The sequence below is a fragment of the Bacteroides sp. AM07-18 genome (genome assembly GCF_003602695.1).
GTDB classification, from domain to species: Bacteria; Bacteroidota; Bacteroidia; order Bacteroidales; family Bacteroidaceae; genus Bacteroides; species Bacteroides uniformis.
The window spans coordinates 144,505-163,880 of record NZ_QTLM01000003.1 but is presented as its reverse complement, the minus strand read 5'-3'; the positions used below and the strand labels follow the sequence as shown (position 1 = coordinate 163,880).

16 protein-coding genes, 1 pseudogene and 1 riboswitch are annotated in these 19,376 nt (G+C 45.2%); of the genes and pseudogenes, 7 read left to right on the top strand and 10 right to left on the bottom strand.

Features of this window, described 5'->3' with window-relative positions; genetic code table 11:
• Positions 1 to 65: 65 nt before the first annotated feature.
• The 9 genes from DW096_RS06560 to DW096_RS06520 all read right to left on the bottom strand — a co-directional run bounded on the left by DW096_RS06560 (position 66) and on the right by DW096_RS06520 (position 10,286).
• Positions 66 to 242 carry a DUF4250 domain-containing protein gene (locus DW096_RS06560; protein WP_005832662.1) on the bottom strand — a complete coding sequence of 59 codons (177 nt, stop codon included), beginning with the start codon at positions 240 to 242 and terminating at the stop codon, positions 66 to 68.
• Positions 243 to 361: 119 nt separating this feature from the next.
• Positions 362 to 1,915 (bottom strand): carboxypeptidase-like regulatory domain-containing protein, encoded by a 1,554-nt coding sequence (locus tag DW096_RS06555; protein WP_057281695.1) that lies wholly within the window; start codon positions 1,913 to 1,915, stop codon positions 362 to 364.
• A complete protein-coding gene (locus DW096_RS06550) occupies positions 1,912 to 2,772 on the bottom strand; it encodes a FecR family protein (protein ID WP_044468136.1) in 861 nt (286 codons plus the stop codon). The genes DW096_RS06555 and DW096_RS06550 overlap by 4 nt, the downstream gene beginning before the upstream one ends.
• Entirely contained in the window at positions 2,769 to 3,320 is a 552-nt protein-coding gene (locus DW096_RS06545; protein WP_009038152.1) for an RNA polymerase sigma-70 factor, read from the bottom strand. Before DW096_RS06545 ends, DW096_RS06550 begins: the two co-directional genes overlap by 4 nt.
• Positions 3,321 to 3,371: 51 nt before the next feature.
• A complete protein-coding gene (locus DW096_RS06540) occupies positions 3,372 to 4,634 on the bottom strand; it encodes a carboxypeptidase-like regulatory domain-containing protein (protein WP_044468135.1) in 1,263 nt (420 codons plus the stop codon).
• A 233-nt stretch (positions 4,635 to 4,867) separates the two neighbouring features.
• Entirely contained in the window at positions 4,868 to 5,896 is a 1,029-nt protein-coding gene (locus tag DW096_RS06535) for an iron ABC transporter permease (protein ID WP_008665021.1), read from the bottom strand.
• A gap of 81 nt (positions 5,897 to 5,977) precedes the next feature.
• Positions 5,978 to 7,111 (bottom strand): ABC transporter substrate-binding protein, encoded by a 1,134-nt coding sequence (locus DW096_RS06530; protein ID WP_008665023.1) that lies wholly within the window; start codon positions 7,109 to 7,111, stop codon positions 5,978 to 5,980.
• A gap of 5 nt (positions 7,112 to 7,116) precedes the next feature.
• Positions 7,117 to 8,217: a YncE family protein gene (locus DW096_RS06525; RefSeq protein WP_005831744.1), complete on the bottom strand. Its 1,101-nt coding sequence runs from the start codon at positions 8,215 to 8,217 to the stop codon at positions 7,117 to 7,119.
• A gap of 53 nt (positions 8,218 to 8,270) precedes the next feature.
• On the bottom strand, positions 8,271 to 10,286 hold the full coding sequence (locus DW096_RS06520; protein WP_034526139.1) for a TonB-dependent siderophore receptor: 2,016 nt from the start codon (positions 10,284 to 10,286) through the stop codon (positions 8,271 to 8,273).
• Positions 10,287 to 10,344: 58 nt separating this feature from the next.
• Positions 10,345 to 10,544: riboswitch (cobalamin riboswitch) on the bottom strand.
• 100 nt (positions 10,545 to 10,644) lie between these two features.
• Between DW096_RS06520 and DW096_RS06515 the strand changes: the two genes are divergently transcribed.
• From DW096_RS06515 to DW096_RS06500, 4 genes and pseudogenes are all read left to right on the top strand, one after another.
• Positions 10,645 to 11,877, top strand: coding sequence for a Cof-type HAD-IIB family hydrolase (locus tag DW096_RS06515; RefSeq protein WP_117945627.1), 1,233 nt, complete (start codon positions 10,645 to 10,647; stop codon positions 11,875 to 11,877).
• 246 nt (positions 11,878 to 12,123) lie between these two features.
• Positions 12,124 to 12,558: pseudogene (locus DW096_RS06510) on the top strand (HTH domain-containing protein); the annotation flags it as partial.
• 354 nt (positions 12,559 to 12,912) lie between these two features.
• Positions 12,913 to 14,424, top strand: a complete 1,512-nt coding sequence (locus DW096_RS06505; RefSeq protein ID WP_118930870.1) for an RNA-binding domain-containing protein — start codon at positions 12,913 to 12,915, stop codon at positions 14,422 to 14,424.
• Between the two features lie 4 nt (positions 14,425 to 14,428).
• The gene (locus tag DW096_RS06500) at positions 14,429 to 15,136 is read left to right on the top strand and encodes a hypothetical protein (protein WP_118930871.1); all 708 of its coding nucleotides are present in this window, start codon (positions 14,429 to 14,431) and stop codon (positions 15,134 to 15,136) included.
• A 21-nt stretch (positions 15,137 to 15,157) separates the two neighbouring features.
• On the opposite strand, the gene DW096_RS06495 is transcribed toward DW096_RS06500, so the two are convergent.
• Entirely contained in the window at positions 15,158 to 15,985 is an 828-nt protein-coding gene (locus DW096_RS06495; RefSeq protein WP_165853745.1) for a restriction endonuclease, read from the bottom strand.
• A gap of 307 nt (positions 15,986 to 16,292) precedes the next feature.
• On the opposite strand from DW096_RS06495, the gene DW096_RS06490 reads away from it, so the two are divergent.
• The 3 genes from DW096_RS06490 to DW096_RS06480 are packed head-to-tail and all read left to right on the top strand — an operon-like array spanning position 16,293 to position 19,376.
• Positions 16,293 to 16,505 (top strand): helix-turn-helix transcriptional regulator, encoded by a 213-nt coding sequence (locus DW096_RS06490; RefSeq protein ID WP_118930872.1) that lies wholly within the window; start codon positions 16,293 to 16,295, stop codon positions 16,503 to 16,505.
• Positions 16,506 to 16,521: 16 nt separating this feature from the next.
• The gene (locus tag DW096_RS06485) at positions 16,522 to 17,553 is read left to right on the top strand and encodes a DNA cytosine methyltransferase (RefSeq protein ID WP_118930873.1); all 1,032 of its coding nucleotides are present in this window, start codon (positions 16,522 to 16,524) and stop codon (positions 17,551 to 17,553) included.
• Positions 17,550 to 19,376, top strand: a complete 1,827-nt coding sequence (locus DW096_RS06480) for an McrB family protein (protein WP_118930874.1) — start codon at positions 17,550 to 17,552, stop codon at positions 19,374 to 19,376. Before DW096_RS06485 ends, DW096_RS06480 begins: the two co-directional genes overlap by 4 nt.

Here is a 19,376-nt window from a genome sequence, read left to right as displayed (position 1 = left end):
CAACTCCCGTTAACTTGCGCTTTACAACAACAAGGAACGGGAGTTGTTTTATACAGAAACATTATTTACCAAAATCTGTTCTTTGCAGGATTATACTCAAATCCCACGAGCTTCAATTTTCGTACAATGTCCTCTTTCTCTACGTTCATATCCTCGCAGAGCGCGTCCAGCGAAGGATAGAAATCACGCAGTTTCATGTTGATGAAGCTGTACAGCATCACCGGGTCCTCAGGTAATCTCATAGTTACAATCTTTAAATTTAAACTAATACCGGGGACAAAATTACAATAAAAAAACAAAATAGAGATAATTTTAGTGTAGAATATACAACCTACCCACCGCAAACGATTGAGGGCCATGTTTACGGAGCTTCCGTCTGCTCTATCTTCAGGGAGACCTTCTCGATAATCTTTCCAAGCTCCTCTTCCAGCGGAATCACATTGAAGTCGCCCCAGAAATCGGCGTCATACTTGAAGTCGGTTTCAGAGAAGACGGTATGCACCGGCAACCGTTCCGCACGCGGGAAGCGCGTCACGTTCTCCCCGTCAATCCGGCAGGTCACCATCTCGAACCAGGTATACAGAGTGGGATTACTGAAGAGCATGCGTTTTCTCTTCATCTTGAAGTAAAGGTCGCCACGGATGTGGTGGACATAATAGGTACCGTTCCAGGGTTTGTATGAGACGGTATAGACAAGTTTCTCCGTTGTCAGCCTGATTTTCGGAGCCTGGCGTATCACGAAAAGCCGTGTGGCGGCCTTCACATACCGGGGATGAATTTCGAAGCGGGCACGCAGCAAGGCGCTGTTCTCCGAGTCTATATAGAGTTCTCCGCAGAACAAAGGCTCCTTTACCCCACGTTTCTGCTCAAAATAGACGACGTTGGCAGTACGGTCGTCCACCGATACGATGTCGCCCGAAGTATAGGTATAAAGTTCCTCGCCGGATTCCAGCAAGAGGAAGTCTGGAAGATTCTTCATGATGTCCAACTGCAGACATGCCTCCACCCCGGAGCTGATTTTGGCAAGCACACTGTCCGTCTGCTCCCGGTTATCTATCTTGCTCATCTTGAGCAGTTTCACCTGGTCTTTCTGTCCGGGTTCCATCGTCGGTGATTTGTAGACCTTGAAAACGGCCTCCGTCAGGCTCTGGAACTTGTTCTTCAGTTGTACACCTTCCCGGTAGAAGGTGGTCAGATAGACCGGAGAAGTGGAGCAGTTCCTATCCCGGTGCTCTATCATCTCGCGAAGCAGCTTTTTAGGCTCCACCAAGCGGATAAGCACTTCTTGCAAGGAAATGACTTTCGGCTCAAGGCTCAGGACATTGCTGCGTCCTTCCAAAGCAGAGGCTTCCACCGTTTGCCCCACATAACCCAGATGGGAGAAGGAGAGCATGCAGCGCCTCAACGAGTCGGGCAGGTTGAGCCGGAATTCACCGTTCTGGTTGGTAATGTTACCCAGTGAGGTTCCTTGTGCGATGACCGACGCACTGACGACGGGCTCTCCCGTCTCCTTGTCCAGCAGGATTCCGGCAATGGTGGAATATGCCGGTCGGGGCGGCAGGGGTACCGTTTCTTCCATACTCTTCCTTTCTGCCGCCCGTGTTATCAATATATGGTTGCCTAATACCTTCAATTCGAGGTTCCGGCTGCCGGTTATCCTATGAATGGCCTGTCTCACGGAACACTCCTGCTTCCTGACCCTCACTACTGAGTCGTTATGGATGACCTTGCTGTCATAGATAAACAGATAGCCGGACTGCTCCGAGACTTTCCCCAACAGCGCATAAACCGTTCCCTTCATTCCGGGCAGCCGGACGATGCGGTCCAGCACATCGCCTCCGTCCGCTCTTGCACTGCCCGCCAGGAAGAAAATGAAGAGTGAAAAATGGAGAATGAAGCATTTCATTGAATTCATTGTTCCGACAATATCAGTCTATTGCCCTGACGTGTACACTTCAAGTCGAACGTCCAGCATATCAGCTCGGCCACAGACTCCGGGGAGTTATTCGAAAATTCGACCGTCAGCCGCCGTTTGCCCAGGGTTGGCGACGCGGCTTCTATCTGCCAGCCGGCAGACTCCTTATTGATGGCACGCAGCACATCCTCCAGGCACTCGTCCTTGAAACGGATGTTGCTGGTGTAACGGTCAAAGAGCTCCGGATTCTCCGTCTCGCTGACGAGCAGACTGCCCCCCTGCAAGATAACCGTTTCTCCCGCCTCTACAAAGACCGTCTGTTCCTCTTGTTTCAGCAGCACCTTCACCTTCCCGCGCTTCACGGACAAGCTGAAGGGGGCCCCTTCATTGCTCCTGACATTGAAAGCCGTGCCCAGCACCTCCACACGCACCCTCGCCGTCTCAATCGTAAAAGCCTGCTCGGGTTTCTTTGCCACATCGAAGAAGGCTTCACCCTGCAGGTTCACTTCCCGCTTGTCTTCCGCAAAATGTTCGGGATACTTCAGCGTGCTTTCCTGCGCCAGATATACCACCGAACCGTCTTCAAGGGTCTTGACCAGTGTGGGCTTCTCCCGGTTCTCCTCCGTCAGCAAGCTACGACTGTCCCCACCTTGTTCCGGTACGGCCCACCATGCGGCAAAACATACGATTCCGGCAATCACGGCTGCCGCAACGCTCCCCCACTTGAGGTAAAGCCTGCGGTGCATTGCCGGAGCATGTTCCGCATCTGCCGGCAGCAGGCAGTCCGTTTCGAAGCGGGCATAAAGCCGTACCCATGCCTCGTCGGTCCTTGTCTTCTTTTTATCTACTTCCATCATTGTGTCCGGATATAATTATCAATTTCATTTCGTAAGGTTCGGAGTACCTTGGTCATTTCCGCTTCCACCGTCTTGACGGACAACGAAAGCGACAAGGCAATCTCTGCATATTTCTTCCCCTCCATGCGGTGCATCCTGAAAATCTGCTGCCGGCGCCGGGGCTGCTTGTCGAGCGTATGCCGGATGAGGGTCTGGAGTTCCTCGTACTCCAAATGCGCGTGGGGGTCGGACGAATAGCCCGGCCCGGACTCCGTACGGACAGATGCCCGATAGCGCTCCTTGACCTCCTGATGCTCACAAAACTGCACGGCTTCATTCCTCACAGAACGGTAGAGATAGCTTTTCACGGACTGGAATACTTGTAACCGCTCCCGGTTCTTCCACAGCACGTAGAACAGCTCCTCCACAATTTCCTCGGCAGACGCCGTATCACCCGTGATGCCCGCAGCATACCAGCAAAGAGGGGAATAATACCGGCGGAAGATTCCTTCGAACGCCTTTATATCGCCCTCCTTTATTCTGGCCAGTATCATCAGTTCGTCCAGCATACACGGTGTTTTTTCTCGGTTGCTCCAAATATAAGGAAAACTATCAGATAATCAATTGGATTGTTTCCGCAATTTGCTGACTGCATTCTCCAGGGATTCCGTAGGTTCTATGATATTGTAGTTCCTCCAGAAGTCTTCGTTCCAGTACTCATCCACCAGGTCGTAGAATACCTGCTTCCGTTTGAAGGTGTTCTTGTTGGAGATGCCGGAGAGAGGGCTTTCCGTCCTGTCGGTCACCACCATTTCAGAGAAAGCGGTGTAGCTGGAGGAGAACAGCCTTTTTTTCCAGTCGCATTTAAAGCGGATGACATTCCGTATATAGTTCAGGTAAGTCTTGGCCCCCTGCTGCTTGTAGGTCACCAGATAGGTGACTTCCTGCGGGCGGAACCGTAAGCCGACGGGCTTCTTATGCAGAATGGCCTCCACTGCCTTCACCCGGTTTGCCATGTCCAGACCAAACTCGGCACGTGTAAAGGAAAGCCGTTCGTAGTCTATATACAGTTTCCCGATGAACAAGGCATACATCAGGCTGACCCGCGGACGGAAGCTGACCACATACTGCATGCGGTTATCCAAATTGACGGGGTCCTCCATACGGAATTCATAATAGTCCAGATTGTCCGTGCTCAACAGCGCATCGCCATTCTTCACAATGTCCAGATAAAGGGACAAATTGGGACCTCCCACCACTTTCACAGCCAGCGTGTCACTCTGCTTTTGGCTCAGCAGGCGGCGGCCTTTCAGCAGCTGCACCTTGTCGCGGTCCACATCGCGGGAGTTATAATCCGTCTTATAGACATCCATCACTGCCTCGGACACGCTGATATAGCGGCGGCGCTTCTGCACGGTTTCCCGATAGAAGGCGGTCAGCATGTTGTCATTGCCAGAATAGTTTACTGGAATTTTCTTGATGGCCTCTTCCACTATGACGCGGGGATTATTGCCATAGACCACAATCTCGCTCAAAAGATTGGGAGCCGGTATCATCCAGATGGTCAGCCCGCCCGTTTTTTCAAGTTCTTCCAGAGAGAGGTGTGTAGTGAGATAGCCGATATGGGAGACTTCCAGTCCACGGAAAGCTTCCGCTTCCGCTACTTTCAAGGAGAATGTGCCGTCGGCATTGGTCACCGTTCCGATATTGTTGCCGACAACAGAGACGTTCACGTTTTCGAGTTTCTTCCTGCTGTCCTTGTTCTTGACCGTACCGGTGATGACGAGCTCGTTCACTGCCGCGTCCTGCGCCATCAACGGGGTGATACCCGAAGATAAGAATGCAAACAAACACCCAAGTGTAAATCCTACAAAGTTTTTCATAAGGCATGTTTTTAAGGGGTTTCTATTAATAAGAGCGGTGAGGAAGATAAAACCCTATAGAATGGAGAGAAAAATACAAAAAAAGTAGCACGTTGATAATCAGAGAGAAATTTTGCCAAGACATTGCCATAGGTTTGGCAAAACGTTGCCATGCCTATGGCAAAAGTTTGCCAACGCGGTGGCAAAGTCTTGCCAATAGTAAGGCAAAAACTTGTCAAGCTGTCGGCAATAGCTTAGTTGAATTGTTGGGGCTTCCGCTGGCTCAGAATAACGTAGATGATGACCGGCGCACCGATAATGGGCGTGACGGCATTCAAGGGAATAATACCCGCTTCGCCGGGCAAGACGCAAATCAGATTGCAAAGCAGTGCCACTGCACCGCCACTCAGGATGGTGACCGGCAATAGGGAATTGTGATTGGTTGTCCCCAATATCATGCGGGCCACATGCGGCACGGCCAGGCCAATAAAGGCGACCGGACCACAGAAAGCGGTGGTGACAGCCGTCAAGAGCCCGGTGATAATCAAAAGCCAGTTGCGCACACGGCGGATATTGACACCTAGATTTTCGGCATAGCGCTCTCCCAGCAACAAGGCGTTCAGGGGCTTTATCAACAATAATGAGCCGAACAGTCCCACAATGGTGACCAGCGCAAAGGCCGGCATCTGCTGTAGGGAAACTCCACCGAAGTTGCCCAGCCCCCATATCATATAGGACTGCACCCCCTCTGCCGTAGCAAAGAAGTTCAGCAGGGCAATGGCCGAAGAAGCGATGTAGCCTATCATGATACCCGTTATCAGCAGCATGATATTGCTCTTTATCAGCGTGGAAAAGAAAAGGATAAGTGCCATAATCAGCATGGCTCCGATAAATGCGCCAAGCAGTACGGAGAAGAAGCCGGACAGACTGAACGCCCCTGCCGTGATGCTACCGCCAAACAGCAGCATGACGAAGGCCACTCCCAGACTTGCCCCGGCGTTGATGCCCAGAATGGATGGTCCTGCCAGCGGATTCTTGAAAGCCGTCTGCAACATCAGTCCGCAGACAGCCAATGCGCCACCGCAAAGCAGCGCCGTCAGCGCTTGGGGCAAACGGGATTCCCAAAGGATGAAGCTCCAGCTTGCCTTCTCCCCCTCTCCACCGAGCAGGATACGGAAAACATCGGCAGGCGGAATCGAAACCGACCCTACCAGCAGATTGCCCGCAAAAAGCAATAAGATTACTACTCCCAACCCGATACCATATTTCCAGCCTTTACTCATAGTTACATTATTTAGCACACAGAGACACGGAGGCACAGAGTTTTCTATTACTTTCACAAAAGTTCCGTATCTCTGTGTTCATCACTCCTTCAGTCTGCAAAAATAGCGCAAGCCTCCCAAATCTCCTATTTCGGGATGCAGAATCTGTATCAGGTCGGATAACAAATAATCGGGACGGAACGGAGCCTCCTCGTAGAAAGGAACTTTCGCCGTATTACAACCATAGACATTCCGGGTCTTGAAAGCCTTGAAACCGGTGTAGCCGATATAATCCGCCTCCAAATCAGCATAGCTCATGTCGCGGTCACGGTTGTACTTCACCAGCCAGACGTCGGCATCGCCCGCCTTGTCGAAAACGGTCTCGAAAGCCAGAGGAACAGAGCCGCTGTGGGTATCGTCGGCAAAAGCGTAACGCCCGCAAGCATCCTGAAAAAGCCTTCCTATGGTGCTACGCCCTCCCGGCACGTACCATGCCGAGCCGCTTTTCAACTCACTGACAACGGAGAACGAGGTGGATGAAAGTTGCGCACGCATCTTGAGGCGTTGGTAACAACTGTCCACTTCAGCAAAAAGGTTGTCGGCTTGTGGCGCAACCCCGAAGAGCAGTCCGTAGAAACGCATCCACTCGGCACGTCCCAAAGCGGAGGTTTCCATGTAGTCGGCACATTCGATGATGGGAATATCCAGTTTCTCGATACGGCCATAACCGCCACTGTTCTCGAACGGAGACAGAAGGATGGCATCGGGATGCAGGTCGATGATGCGCTCCATATCGGGATTCATACCGTCGCCACAATCGGCGATGGTGCCCCGGCGGCAGGCTTCGTGAACGGTGGGCAGTTTGATGTACTTCAAGTCGCAGACACCGCCGATGCTACCAAACACACCCAGATTATCCATCAGTCCGCAGTGGACGGAAGAGTAGATGACTGATTTGGAGAGCGGGGTACGTACCACAGTACCTGCCGGAAGATGTGCCGGGAGTTCGCGGTCTTTCGGGACCAGTATATAGGTATGTAGCGTGTGCAACGTATCCCAAGGATTGCGCAAGGTGGCAAGGGTATAGCCGGGATAGGACACTAAGGTAAGATTCTCTGCATAACGTAAGGGAATGGTGTCACCGTTGGCCAAAGCAGAGGCAGTCTTGCCCCTTCCTCCGCAGGAGGAAAGAAACAGGACTGCGAACAGACAGATAAGTAAACTATTTCTTTTCATTGATATTAATTGAAGAAGATAGCAGAATTAGGATTCATACCTCCTGCATCGAACTGCTCTATAAAGGTACCGTCTTTCTTGAAACGATAAATGGTGCCGTTCGTGGTATATTCAGAAGTACCAATATAGAAATCACCGTTATTATCATTTACTTCCAACATATAAATCGTAGAAGTTTTCAACTTTTCCGGTATATCCTTCAAGAAAGAAGCTTCATCCATCTTTCCAGTCTTTATATTATAAGTAAAAAAAGAAGCGGTAGGATTGGTGTAATTTGAATAAGTCAAATAGAGAATATCATCAGTAGCACACATACGGGTGGCACTGCCTAATTCCGTCACCTTATTGTTGGCAGCAGGGTCTATCATCTGTAATGAATAGCCAATATCAACATAATTACCCCATGAAATCAAAAAAACCTTATCATCCTCTTCAACCAAAGCATTGGGGTTCAAACCTACCGTCAACGTCTCTTTCAACTTGAAAGTACGCAAATCTATCACCTTTACGTCATTGTGATAAGTGCTCCAATCAGCAGTACAGCTATTCGCCACATAAAGCATATCCTCGCAGATTGCCACACCTTCCAGATTGTCGCCAAGTCCGGTCAATTTATCCACTACCTCCAACGTTTTCGCATTGATTTTAGCTACAGCTCCTCCGTAGAAGGAAGCATAGATATATCCATCCTCAGCATCGATATAACGAATGCCTGCACTGAGGTCGTTGTCGTCTACAAACGAAACACGTTTCAACTCCACACCCGCAGCATTCAGCTTAGTCAGATAATTGGAACCACTTACAGCTATATATATTTCATCTTCATACTCAATCATACTCTGACCAAGGTCACCCAACTTGGCGTTGTTTTGAGTCTGGTAAATATCACTGATGAAATCCGCATCCTTATTGGGTGCATAAAAGGCAAGTCTTGCGTTATTAGCTCCCCAACCACCCTCATTCAGAATATAAACACGCGTCTGCGGCAGTGTCACCTTCGACCCGCCGTCATCCAGAGAATCGTCATCGTCGTCACTACAAGATGCCAAAGAGGCACCCAAAGCAAGCATGCAGAGCATACCGAATAATAAACTTCTTACTTTCATAATCACAGTTGTTATTGTTTATAATTAGTTTTTGTTGTTCATAAATAGATTATTCAAAACTTGAAAGTACCCGTCAACCGCCACGAACGACCCGGCATAGGATAATATTTTATCACGTCATACTGTTCATCGGTCAGATTTATAATCTCGGCCTGCAACAGAAGCCGGCAACCGCCCAAAGCAAACTCATGAGAGAGGCTCATCGTATGCTCCAGATAGCCCTCAATCTCATTCTCCGGAATGTTCTGCGACAAATAGTAACGCTTTCCCACTCCTACCGCCGAGTAGCCCACATTCACCCACGGCGTTTCTACAATGGCGGACGCGTTTCCGCTATGAAGAGGAGTATAAGGCAATTGGTCCTTATAGTTCTTCGCGTCGGAATCGGTCAGGTCAATGGCCTTTTGCCATGTATATCCGCCCGACATAATCAGTCTTATTTTCTCCGTCAATGGAACGGTTGCCGCCAAAGTGGCATCCACACCTGCGGCATGCACCTTGCCGTAGTTCGCCATCTTCCACGCATAGGTGGTGGGAAAAGCCACAATCTTATCCGTCACATCATTATAGTAACCGTCGAGCGTAACGGAGATATAGTCGAACACAGACAATCCGGATTTGCTCCATGTGATACCGACATTATATTCGTCTGCCTTCTCGGGTCGCAGATTACGGTTGCCCAGCCGGTAGTAATAGAGGTCGTTGAAAGTGGGCAGACGGAACGTACTCTTATACATCAACCGGAAATACAGCGACTCGTCCTGCCAAGGCTGCATACTGACTGATAAAGAGGGGGCAAAGCGATGGAAGTCATCGGGGACCGTACCTTTCTCGGCATGCTCCGAAGTGGCAGTATGCACCAGCGAAGCCGTGGCCGTGAGCCATCCTTGCCGGTAGCGTGCATTGAAGGCACTGATGGAAGTATATCTTGTAGGGAAAGGACATTCCGGCAAACTGTTGCGCAACTTGTTTATCACCCCATCCTGCGCCAACGAAAGGGTCAAAGCTTCCAAAGGACGGTAGAGAACGGTCGCGGAAATATAATATTCGTCTTGCCGGTGATTTTCCCGATAATATCCGTCGGCATATTCCTTGCCCTCATCCTTATATTGGTTCCAGCCATGATTATACTTTGCCTGTGCCTGCAAACTCCACCGGGGCGAAAAATGCTTCCTATAACGTGCCTGCACAAAAGTATTCTCATCCCAAAGCGTTTCATCGGAAAGGGGATTATAGAGCGTAACCGCCCCTGGAAGTCCCCGGCGGGAATAGAAGTAATAACCCTTCACATCCAGTTCGCTGTCATCCTTGAAAGTATGATAAAAGGTAGCTTCGCCCTGCCAGGAATAGATGCCGGAGTTGTTACGTTTCTCTTCCGTCACGTATTTCCCATTGACCAGCGTGAAAGGGTAATTACCGTCTGCCCTCATATAACCGGCATCTACCGCCACGCGTGTACGGCAGCCCAGTTTCTGCCACCAGCGCAGCGAGGGGCTGACCATGCCGAACGACCCTCCGCGCACCCGTGCCTGAAAAGCGGCATTGCGCCCGTCATCAAAATGAGGTTTTTCCGTCTCTATGCCCAGCACACCGGCCGACGCATACAAGCGGGCGGACTGCAACAAGTCCTCCGACTGCCCGATGGCGAGCGAAAGCATGGAAACATTGTCCAGCGAAAAACGCCCGATATCTATCTGCCCTGCCTGACAATTGCTCACCGCCACCCCGTCATAACTGACAGCTGTATGGGCTGCTCCCATATTGCGTATGGAAACCGTTTTCAGTCCTCCAATGCCTCCATAGTCCTTTACATTGGCTCCGGCAAAACGGCGTACAGCATCTGCCATATTCTGTATTCCCAGCTGGCTGATATCCTGCCGTGACATTGTCTGTATGGGTACGGCAGAAGTCACTTTATTGGGCGACCTGCGTGCTGTCACTGTCACTTTCTCTATCTGATGCACTTTCCCCGTAATCGTATCTCCCCCCACCTCCTGGGCAGAGAGCCGGAGTATACTTGCACCCAATGAAACAGCACAGACCAGTAATACCTTAGTCCTTCCTGACATAGAATAAATGAAGATTATCTTAAACCATTTGCGCACTGCCCACTTTCCTCGAATGGACAATTTTTCGACTTTGTTTTGCAGGTCTTCTGACTCGTTCCCGGTACATCGCCTTCCCGTTCTTTCCGAAGAACAGTGGCACAAGTATGATACACCGAGCATGGAACTCACAGCAGCGGGACTGTTCGGGACTTTCACCCGATTCCCTTTTCATCCGCTTCTCCGGATAGAGAACGCGGAACAAAACGTGGACAAAGATAGGATAAATAAAAGAAGTTTCAGTAAACAATAAAACGAATATTACCGTTTTAACAGTCATTTTTTTAACTTTGTAACATAATGACCCCAAAATTGAGTTGCCATGAAATATAAGTTATTGGTTCTTGATGTAGATGGAACGCTACTCAATGATGAAAGAGAAATTAGTAAAAGGACATTAGCTGCTCTGCTAAAGGTCCAGCAAATGGGAGTGCGCATAGTTTTGGCATCCGGTAGGCCGACTTATGGACTGATGCCACTAGCCAAAACCCTCGAACTCGGCAATTATGGAGGGTTTGTTCTCTCCTATAACGGTTGCCAGATAATAAAAGCACAGAACGGAGAAATATTGTTTGAACGACGCATCAATCCGGAAATGCTGCCTTATCTGGAAAAGAAAGCCCGCAAGAACGGCTTTGCCATCTTCACCTACCACAATGATACCCTCATTACGGATAGCCCGGACAATGAATATATAAAGAATGAAGCCCTACTAAACAATTTGAAGATAATCAAGGAAGATGAATTCTCTACTGCCATAGACTTCGCACCTTGCAAGTGCATGCTGGTGAGTGACAAGGAAGAAGCTCTGATAGAGCTGGAACAACATTGGGAAAAACGCCTGGCAGGTACTCTGGACGCTTTCCGTTCCGAGCCTTACTTTTTAGAGGTGGTGCCCTGCGGAGTCAATAAAGCGAATACGCTAGGCGCCCTATTAGAGCATTTGGGAGTAACACGGGAAGAAGTCATTGCCGTTGGAGATGGCGTATGCGATGTGACCATGCTCCAATTGGCCGGCATGGGGGTAGCTATGGGACATTCACAAGATTCTGTAAAGGTCTGTGCAGACTATGTGACCGCATCGAATGAAGAAGATGGAGTGGCCCTGGCCGTAGAAAAACTAATATTGGCAGAAGTGCGTGCAGCAGAGGTGCCTCTTGATTTACTGAACGAACGGGCACGACACGCATTGATGGGAAACTTGGGCATTCAATACACATACGCTTCGGATGAGCGCGTAGAAGCAACCATGCCGGTCGACTACCGTACCCGCCAACCCTTCGGCATTCTGCATGGCGGTGCCACCCTTGCCTTGGCAGAAACCGTTGCCGGGCTCGGCTCCATGATTATCTGCGAACCTGATGAGATTGTCGTGGGAATGCAAGTCAGCGGAAATCATATTTCTTCTGCACACGAAGGAGATACCGTAAGGGCAGTGGCAACCATCGTTCATAAAGGGCGTTCATCCCATGTGTGGAATGTGGACGTATTTACTTCCACCAATAAACTGGTTTCCTCTATACGGGTAGTGAATAGTGTTATAAAGAAAAGATAAAATAACTGTTATAAACTACGTAATGTAAATGCATGAAAATCAAAAGGGAACGAGGGGGGTTAACCAATTCCTCGGTTTTATCCTTACTTTTGTAAACTATATTAGAGAGTTATCCCGAACAACAAAAAGAAAACGATGCAGATACGCAACAATACATTGATAACGGAATGTTCAGCTTATGATTTCAAGGAAATGTTGGAACGTAAGAAAGTGAAGTCATGGCTTAAATCCGTGTCGGCTTTTGCCAATACGGAAGCATCTTCTTTCTTCACTACATTCTATAATCTGAATTGGGGAAAGAACGAAAGAATACCCGTAGAAGAAGTGGCCGAAAGGGTAAACAGTCCCCTCAAAAAGTATCCTGCAAACGAAGAAAGTTCGGTCGAAAAGTTCGGTGTAAATGCGAAAATGTTCGGTGTAAACGACAAAAGTTCGGAGACAAGGTTCGGAGAGAGCACAGATGCCCCTAAAAACATAGGAAAGACAGCACAGAAGATTATCGATTTCGTCATTTCCGATCCTCCTATGTCAGCCGAAACTATGGCTTACAAGATTGGTATAAGTTCTCGTGCCGTAGAAAAACAAATTGCAAAATTGCGGTCTATGGGTATCTTATCTCGTGAAGGTGCGGACTTTGGTGGCTATTGGCGCATTGTCATTAATCCTCAAACTGAAAAATAAGTATATAAGATTGACTTGAAATTCAAAAACACAAGAGGCGTGCAACTTAATGGATTACACGCCTCTTTTTTCTATAAAATCACCTATTGCAACTTACTTCACTTCCTCAAAATCAACGTGATATATCTATCAGCGACTTGCGTACACGTGTTGCAAATATAACGCAAACCCGAAAATAAGCATTCATAAGCAACACACGCTCTTGCTCACAAAAGTACGATTTTTATTCATAAATAACGAGATGTAAACGCATAAAAATCAAAAGAAAACGATGTTTTTAACAGATTCTTCGGTTTTATCCTTACCTTTGTGTATGATATTGGGATGTTATACCCAAACAACAATAAAGAAACTATGCAGATACATAACAATACATTGATAGCGGAATGCTCGGCTTACGATTTCAAGGAAATGTTGGAGCGTAAGAAAGTGAAGTCGTGGCTTAAATCCGTATCGGCTTTTGCCAACACGGACGGTGGCAGCTTGTTCTATGGAGTGAACGATGACGGAGTGATTGTAGGTTTGGAGAATCCACAAGCCGATGCTGATTTTATCAGTGAAATGATAAAGGCAAGACTTGACCCTGTGCCGGAAGTTCAACTTATTCCGATAGAACATGAAGGGCATACCCTGCTTGAAGTGAAAGTAAAGTCAGGAACGCTTACACCCTATTACTATTATCAGGATGGGACACGTACCGCATATGTACGAGTTGGCAATGAAAGTGTAGAATGCAACTCCCAACAATTACTTTCGTTGGTATTGAAAGGTACGCACATGACTTGGGATTCACTGCCTACCCAAGTGGATGCCAGCAAACATTCTTTCATCATCCTTGCCAATACTTTCCGTGAGCAAACCCATCAGGAATGGAATGACAAGTATCTGGAATCATTCGGACTGGTAACTCCTGATGGCAAACTGACCAATGCAGGATTGCTGTTTGTAGATAATTGTACCGTATTCCAATCACGTATTTTCTGTACTCGTTGGACAGGACTCTATAAAGATGATGCCATCAGTTCCATAGAGCATAGGGAAAACCTCGTATTGTTGTTAAAGTATGGTATGGACTTCATTAAAAATTATACCATGAGTGGTTGGGTAAAGATGCCTAACTATCGCCTTAATCTTCCCGACTATTCCGACCGTGCCATCTTTGAAGGATTGGTCAACCACCTTATCCATCGGGATTACACCGTGATGGGCGGTGAAGTGCATATTGACATTTATGATGACCGCGTAGAACTGGTATCACCCGGTGCCATGCTCGACGGTACACAGATTCAAGACCGAGACATATACAAAGTGCCGTCCATGCGCCGTAACCCCGTCATTGCGGATGTGTTCACGCAGTTGGACTATATGGAGAAACGTGGTTCGGGTTTAAGGAAAATGCGGGAGCTTACAGAGAAATTACCTAATTTCTTGCAAGGAAAAGAACCGCAATATCAAACGGAAGCGACTTCTTTCTACACCACGTTCTATAATCTGAACTGGAACGAAAGCGGAAGAATACCTGTGGAAGAAGTAGCCAATAGGGTAAATAGTACCCTCGAAAAGTACCCTGTAAATGAAGAAGGTTCGGAGAAAAAGTACCCTGTAAACGGAAATAGTACCCTCGAAAAGTACCCTGTAAATCGCAACATCAACAAACCTGTTGGCAGAACGGCTCAACGTATTATAGATATGGTTATATCTAACCCGATGATAACTCGTGAGAAAATGGCAGAGGAATTGGGTATCTCTTTGGATGGTGTCAAGAAACAGATTAAAAATCTCCGTGAAAGAGGTATTCTTACACACGAAGGTTCTGATAAATCCGGCTATTGGCGCATTATTGTTAACCCTCAAACTGAGCAATAAACCTATGGGAACACCTTTCATACCACTCGGTGCAATAATTGCCGCTTTGATTATCGCCTTTCTGTTTGCTTCCTTACCGCAGGTAAACCACAAGACGCGATACAGGGTACTTTATGCAATAGCCATCATCATGTTATTAGCCGTTATTCCTATTAGTGAGTATATGGCTGAGGACACCAAAAATTCAAACAACAATTACCTGCTTGTTCTGATATTCGAAATTGCAGTAGGGTATTTCTGTATGTACATTGCAGCTTTGCTGAAATTCAATGTTCTTAAACGAAAGAACCAAGCCTTAGAAAATGCCTTGACAGAAAAGCAACAAGAAAATGTAGCAATCCTATTGGAGCATCAGAATGAAAAGCAACAAGCACTTCAGCAAAAAGAGCTTGAATGGTTAGCTGGGAAAATAAAGATGTTTACCGAAGAAGAACAGGAAGTTATTCTTGCTAGTGCTCTATCATTTGCTGAACATGACTTGATAGTTGCTCCCTCAATAAGTATACAGCCCAAAGAAACATGTAGTCAGCAAGAATTAATGTACTTTGTCTGCTCTGCTTTTTACAATATGGATAAAAGTCGTAGTGAAGTTGTGGGTTTCTTATATAAAGTTTTTCCTCTCTATTTTCCTGCCGGAGAAAGTGCATTGGCTAAAAAGATGCCGGGATTAGAGAAGGTTAGGGAGAGAAGAGAAAAGGAACAACAGCACTAGTGTCACGTTAAAACTGTAACACTAGCGTTTGGCAATTAATTTAATTTCCCCATTCAAGGCATCCTTTAAAATTGCCTTGATAAACTCTTGAGCATCAATAGACATATTTATGGTTTTGTTATTTTGTTCACACTCATATTTTATAGCTCTAATCTTTACTAAGCCCCAAGGGGTATCTACATAAGAATCTTCCAAAGAAAAAATACGGTCTTTATTAGGCTGCAACTGATTTTCCAAATTATCCAATGTGTCTATAATTTCTCCTTTTGCATTACAGATTTTCCCACCTTTAACTTGTAAAGGAATATAAATGGAATGAACCCATTTTTCTTTTGGAGGAAAGTTTAGATAATCCAATTGTTGCTTATATGATTGAAGATTTAAACCGTTTTCTTTCGCCCAAATTTCATCTACCTCAAAAAGACAATGTCTGATTGATACGTTTATACAAGTTTTTACTTCTGCAATAATGGCCTCTCCTTGATTAGGTGTTCTTAATTCTTTTAGGCTTATACCATAATGGTTGCCAATTTTTTTAGCCCCTTCCTGATAACCAATCTTTGTAACCATAATTCCAGATACATTATTTAAATCCGATAAAACACCATAAAAATCACGAACCTTGCTGACGGGAACAGGCTTATTATAATTTTTGCACTCAATAGCAACTTTGTGTAATACTCCTGCTATTTCATACTCCCAATACACATCTATTTGATGTTTCTGCCCTGATTTACCAAGAATCTTTATATCATGCCTGACTTCAGTACTTTTTACAACATCAGCGTTTACTAATTCTTGATAAACCTCTTGGGCAAATTTTTCATACTCTATGTTAGCATTATTCATATTCGGCAACAAATTAATGTCACAAACCACCTTTTACACTTGTAAAGATACTATTTTTCTTGCAAAATATGACACCTCAGGAAAAATATCTTTAGCCAATCTACAGAATTACACGAAATAAAGTATATGTAACTATATCGAATACTCTTTTTAGAGAAAACCACAGCCAACAAACACTTATATAATTGAAATATATGTCAATATAGAGTTGTTTTCCAACATATTTTCATCCCATAAATCCTATTATAAGACGAAAACTCAAAAAGAATGATTAACTTTGCATCCAAATATCTACAATATAAGTTATATGAGTAAAGATATAAATCGGCTAAAGGTGGTTTTGGCAGAAAAAAAACGCACTAACAAATGGTTGGCTGAACAGCTAGGAAAAGATCCAGGAACTGTTTCAAAATGGTGCACAAACACCATGCAACCTAATTTGGAGACATTAGTTGAAATCGCAAAAGTCCTTGAAGTGGACATCAAGGATTTATTATGGTCAATTAAAAATACTAAGTGAAAGAGGACAGACATCAATGAAGAAAAAATATAAGGGAATAGATTTGTTTTGTGGTATAGGCGGTTTTCGACTTGCCATGAACAGCAGTCAGGTGGAGTGTGTATTCTCATCTGATAATGATAAGTTTGCACAACAAACCTATGAGGCGAATTTCCATGAAGTGCCGACGGGAGATATAAAGGCTGTTGATGAAAAAGACATTCCAAAATTTGACATCTTAACAGCTGGGTTTCCATGTCAACCATTTAGTTATGCAGGAGAAAAACAAGGTTTTAATGATGAAGTAAGAGGTACACTTTTTTTTGACGTATGTCGAATTCTAGAATACCATAAACCTCCAATGGTATTTCTTGAGAATGTAAAAGGTTTGAAATCCCACGATAAAGGGAAAACGCTTCAGACCGTTCTGGACACTCTAAAAAAACTTGGTTACTACCCACATTGGACTATTTTATCTTCCTTAGATTATGGTCTTCCTCAGAAACGGGAAAGATGGTATTGTGTAGCCTTTAGAACCGATGTCGATTTTGAATGGCCTAAGCCCATAAAAGGACATCCTGTATTACGTGACATCATAGAAATGAATGACAGGAACCCATCTTTGGCTATTTCTAAATTTGAATTAGACAGAATAGATTATCATTTTGCAAACGCCAAACCTGGCGATAGAATCCAACATGACAACTCGAAATATAAGCCAAATACAAAAAAAGGAAAATATGGTGTTTTTTCTTTTCAAAAGACAGACGGCTCTTTACGATTTCATGTTGGGGATCCAGCTAAAACGCAGATTCAAGAGGCATTCTATTCTTGTCTTGACACATATGCTTCTACAATTATAGCTAATAGGACTCCAAAACTTTGGGATATTCGCAGAAAGCTGTCTGTACTTGAATCTAAAAGACTTCAAGGCTTCCCAGACGACTTTGTATTCCCTGTGTCCGATGCCCAAGCATATAAACAGTTAGGAAACTCTGTCAGTGTGCCAATTATCGTAAAGATAATGAACAATATGATTAAAACTTACGAAAAAACTCTTGAAAAATGAAATACATAAATGTAAAGTCTGTCGTTGAGGCCTACAAAGGCTTTCAAGATTGCATGACCAATAAGTCATGGGGCTATTTGGCTTTGCTAAAAGGATGCAAGAATAGAGTTTGCCCTTCAGTACCTTATGAGGTTGATCTTGACGAAGTATCAAACTTCCTTGAAGATATATTCAATTTAAGTCAAACAAAAAAGAAATATAAGAGTGGACGTACATTGCATGTTGTATTCTCGAACAAATGGGATAAATATTTTAACGACCAAGGAAAGCACCTCCCTAATATCTATGATGTAGCAATTTGGGCATACAGAAGAAATTCTTTTGAAGACAATGTGACCAAGGAAGATATTCTCCAAAGGTTTGCAAAAGAATTCAATATTCCATTGAACATCATTTCAAGTAGTTTCAACACTCGTACCAAAGAAACTGTGTTTACGGATTCCTTGTATTCTGAGTCTGTACTCAAATCAGAACTGAAAGCTATCGGTGTCGATGTGTCTAAGGAAAATATTGATGCAAAAAAAGGAAGCGTTGTAGCTTCTCCTGGCGAAATAAGCCGTGGCCCTTTTGTTCAAACGTTATATGCTGGACTGGAGATTACAGACTATGTTCTTATCTTACAATCAGACTACCTGTCTCTTTATGGCAATACCGTAAAGTCTAATAACAGCATAGATTGTATTAACTACAAAAAAAGTTCTAACTACCGTCCCTATATCACCGCTATCAAGTCCAAACCTTTCCTGTTACTAGCCGGTATTTCCGGTACAGGCAAGAGCCGTATTGTTCGTGAACTAGCTCGTGCTTGTTGGGATGAAGGCTCCACAGAGTATAATGCTCATAAACCTAAAAATTTTGAAATGATTCAGGTGAAACCCAATTGGCATGATTCCACTGAATTAATGGGGTATATCAGTCGTGTTAGTGGGAAACCAACGTATGTGGTAGGCCATTTCTTAAAGTTTATTGTACGAGCTTGGGAAAATCCAGACATACCTTATTTCCTCTGTTTAGACGAAATGAATCTTGCCCCTGTAGAACAATATTTTGCAGAATATCTGAGCGTAATCGAATCTCGCAAGAGCCATGAAGGCGGAAACGTAACAACAGATCCAATACTTGAGAAGGTAGATGAAGAATGGTATTTCAATTTAACCGCATCCTTGACCACAGTTGAAGACATTAGAATGAGATTCAATGAAGAAGGCATTTGCATACCTCAAAACTTCATAGTTATCGGCACAGTTAATATGGATGAAACAACCTTCTCTTTTTCCCGAAAGGTACTCGATCGCGCAATGACCATAGAAATGAATGAAGTAGATTTGTATGCCGGATTAGACAGTAAATATGAGCGTATTGGCAAATTAAACAGTGATATGCTTATCGGTACAGCCGTAGAAGGTGTGGATATTTATGCCGATAATGAGGAGGTTTGTAACAAGGCACTAACCTATTTGCAAGCTGTGAATAATGTCCTTGATGGCACACCGTTCAAAATCGCCTATCGCGCACGAAACGAATTCTTACTTTATGTGGTAAACAACTTGCCATACAACACGGATGAAAACGGAAATGATTTCAGTGAGGATGAAGTTATAGCGATAGCATTGGATGAAATAACAAGCATGAAAATATTGTCGCGTATTGAAGGAGACGATACAAAAGTCAAGCATTCACTTCTTGAAAAGTTGATTGCCACTATCGAAACGCAGTTGTTGGCATTGACTGGAGAAGATAAGAAAATAGAATCTGTCTCCATAGCCAAACTGAAAGAAATGCAAGGACGGCTGTCATCCGGTTATACAAGTTTTTGGAGTTAA

What these genes read in the sequence shown, in the direction of transcription:
- DW096_RS06560 (WP_005832662.1), bottom strand. Translation starts at nt 242, where the DNA reads ATGAGATTACCTGAGGACCCGGTGATGCTGTACAGCTTCATCAACATG.
- DW096_RS06555 (WP_057281695.1), bottom strand. Translation starts at nt 1,915, where the DNA reads ATGAATTCAATGAAATGCTTCATTCTCCATTTTTCACTCTTCATTTTC.
- DW096_RS06550 (WP_044468136.1), bottom strand. Translation starts at nt 2,772, where the DNA reads ATGATGGAAGTAGATAAAAAGAAGACAAGGACCGACGAGGCATGGGTA.
- DW096_RS06545 (WP_009038152.1), bottom strand. Translation starts at nt 3,320, where the DNA reads ATGCTGGACGAACTGATGATACTGGCCAGAATAAAGGAGGGCGATATA.
- DW096_RS06540 (WP_044468135.1), bottom strand. Translation starts at nt 4,634, where the DNA reads ATGAAAAACTTTGTAGGATTTACACTTGGGTGTTTGTTTGCATTCTTA.
- DW096_RS06535 (WP_008665021.1), bottom strand. Translation starts at nt 5,896, where the DNA reads ATGAGTAAAGGCTGGAAATATGGTATCGGGTTGGGAGTAGTAATCTTA.
- DW096_RS06530 (WP_008665023.1), bottom strand. Translation starts at nt 7,111, where the DNA reads ATGAAAAGAAATAGTTTACTTATCTGTCTGTTCGCAGTCCTGTTTCTT.
- DW096_RS06525 (WP_005831744.1), bottom strand. Translation starts at nt 8,217, where the DNA reads ATGAAAGTAAGAAGTTTATTATTCGGTATGCTCTGCATGCTTGCTTTG.
- DW096_RS06520 (WP_034526139.1), bottom strand. Translation starts at nt 10,286, where the DNA reads ATGTCAGGAAGGACTAAGGTATTACTGGTCTGTGCTGTTTCATTGGGT.
- DW096_RS06515 (WP_117945627.1), top strand. Translation starts at nt 10,645, where the DNA reads ATGAAATATAAGTTATTGGTTCTTGATGTAGATGGAACGCTACTCAAT.
- DW096_RS06505 (WP_118930870.1), top strand. Translation starts at nt 12,913, where the DNA reads ATGCAGATACATAACAATACATTGATAGCGGAATGCTCGGCTTACGAT.
- DW096_RS06500 (WP_118930871.1), top strand. Translation starts at nt 14,429, where the DNA reads ATGGGAACACCTTTCATACCACTCGGTGCAATAATTGCCGCTTTGATT.
- DW096_RS06495 (WP_165853745.1), bottom strand. Translation starts at nt 15,985, where the DNA reads ATGAATAATGCTAACATAGAGTATGAAAAATTTGCCCAAGAGGTTTAT.
- DW096_RS06490 (WP_118930872.1), top strand. Translation starts at nt 16,293, where the DNA reads ATGAGTAAAGATATAAATCGGCTAAAGGTGGTTTTGGCAGAAAAAAAA.
- DW096_RS06485 (WP_118930873.1), top strand. Translation starts at nt 16,522, where the DNA reads ATGAAGAAAAAATATAAGGGAATAGATTTGTTTTGTGGTATAGGCGGT.
- DW096_RS06480 (WP_118930874.1), top strand. Translation starts at nt 17,550, where the DNA reads ATGAAATACATAAATGTAAAGTCTGTCGTTGAGGCCTACAAAGGCTTT.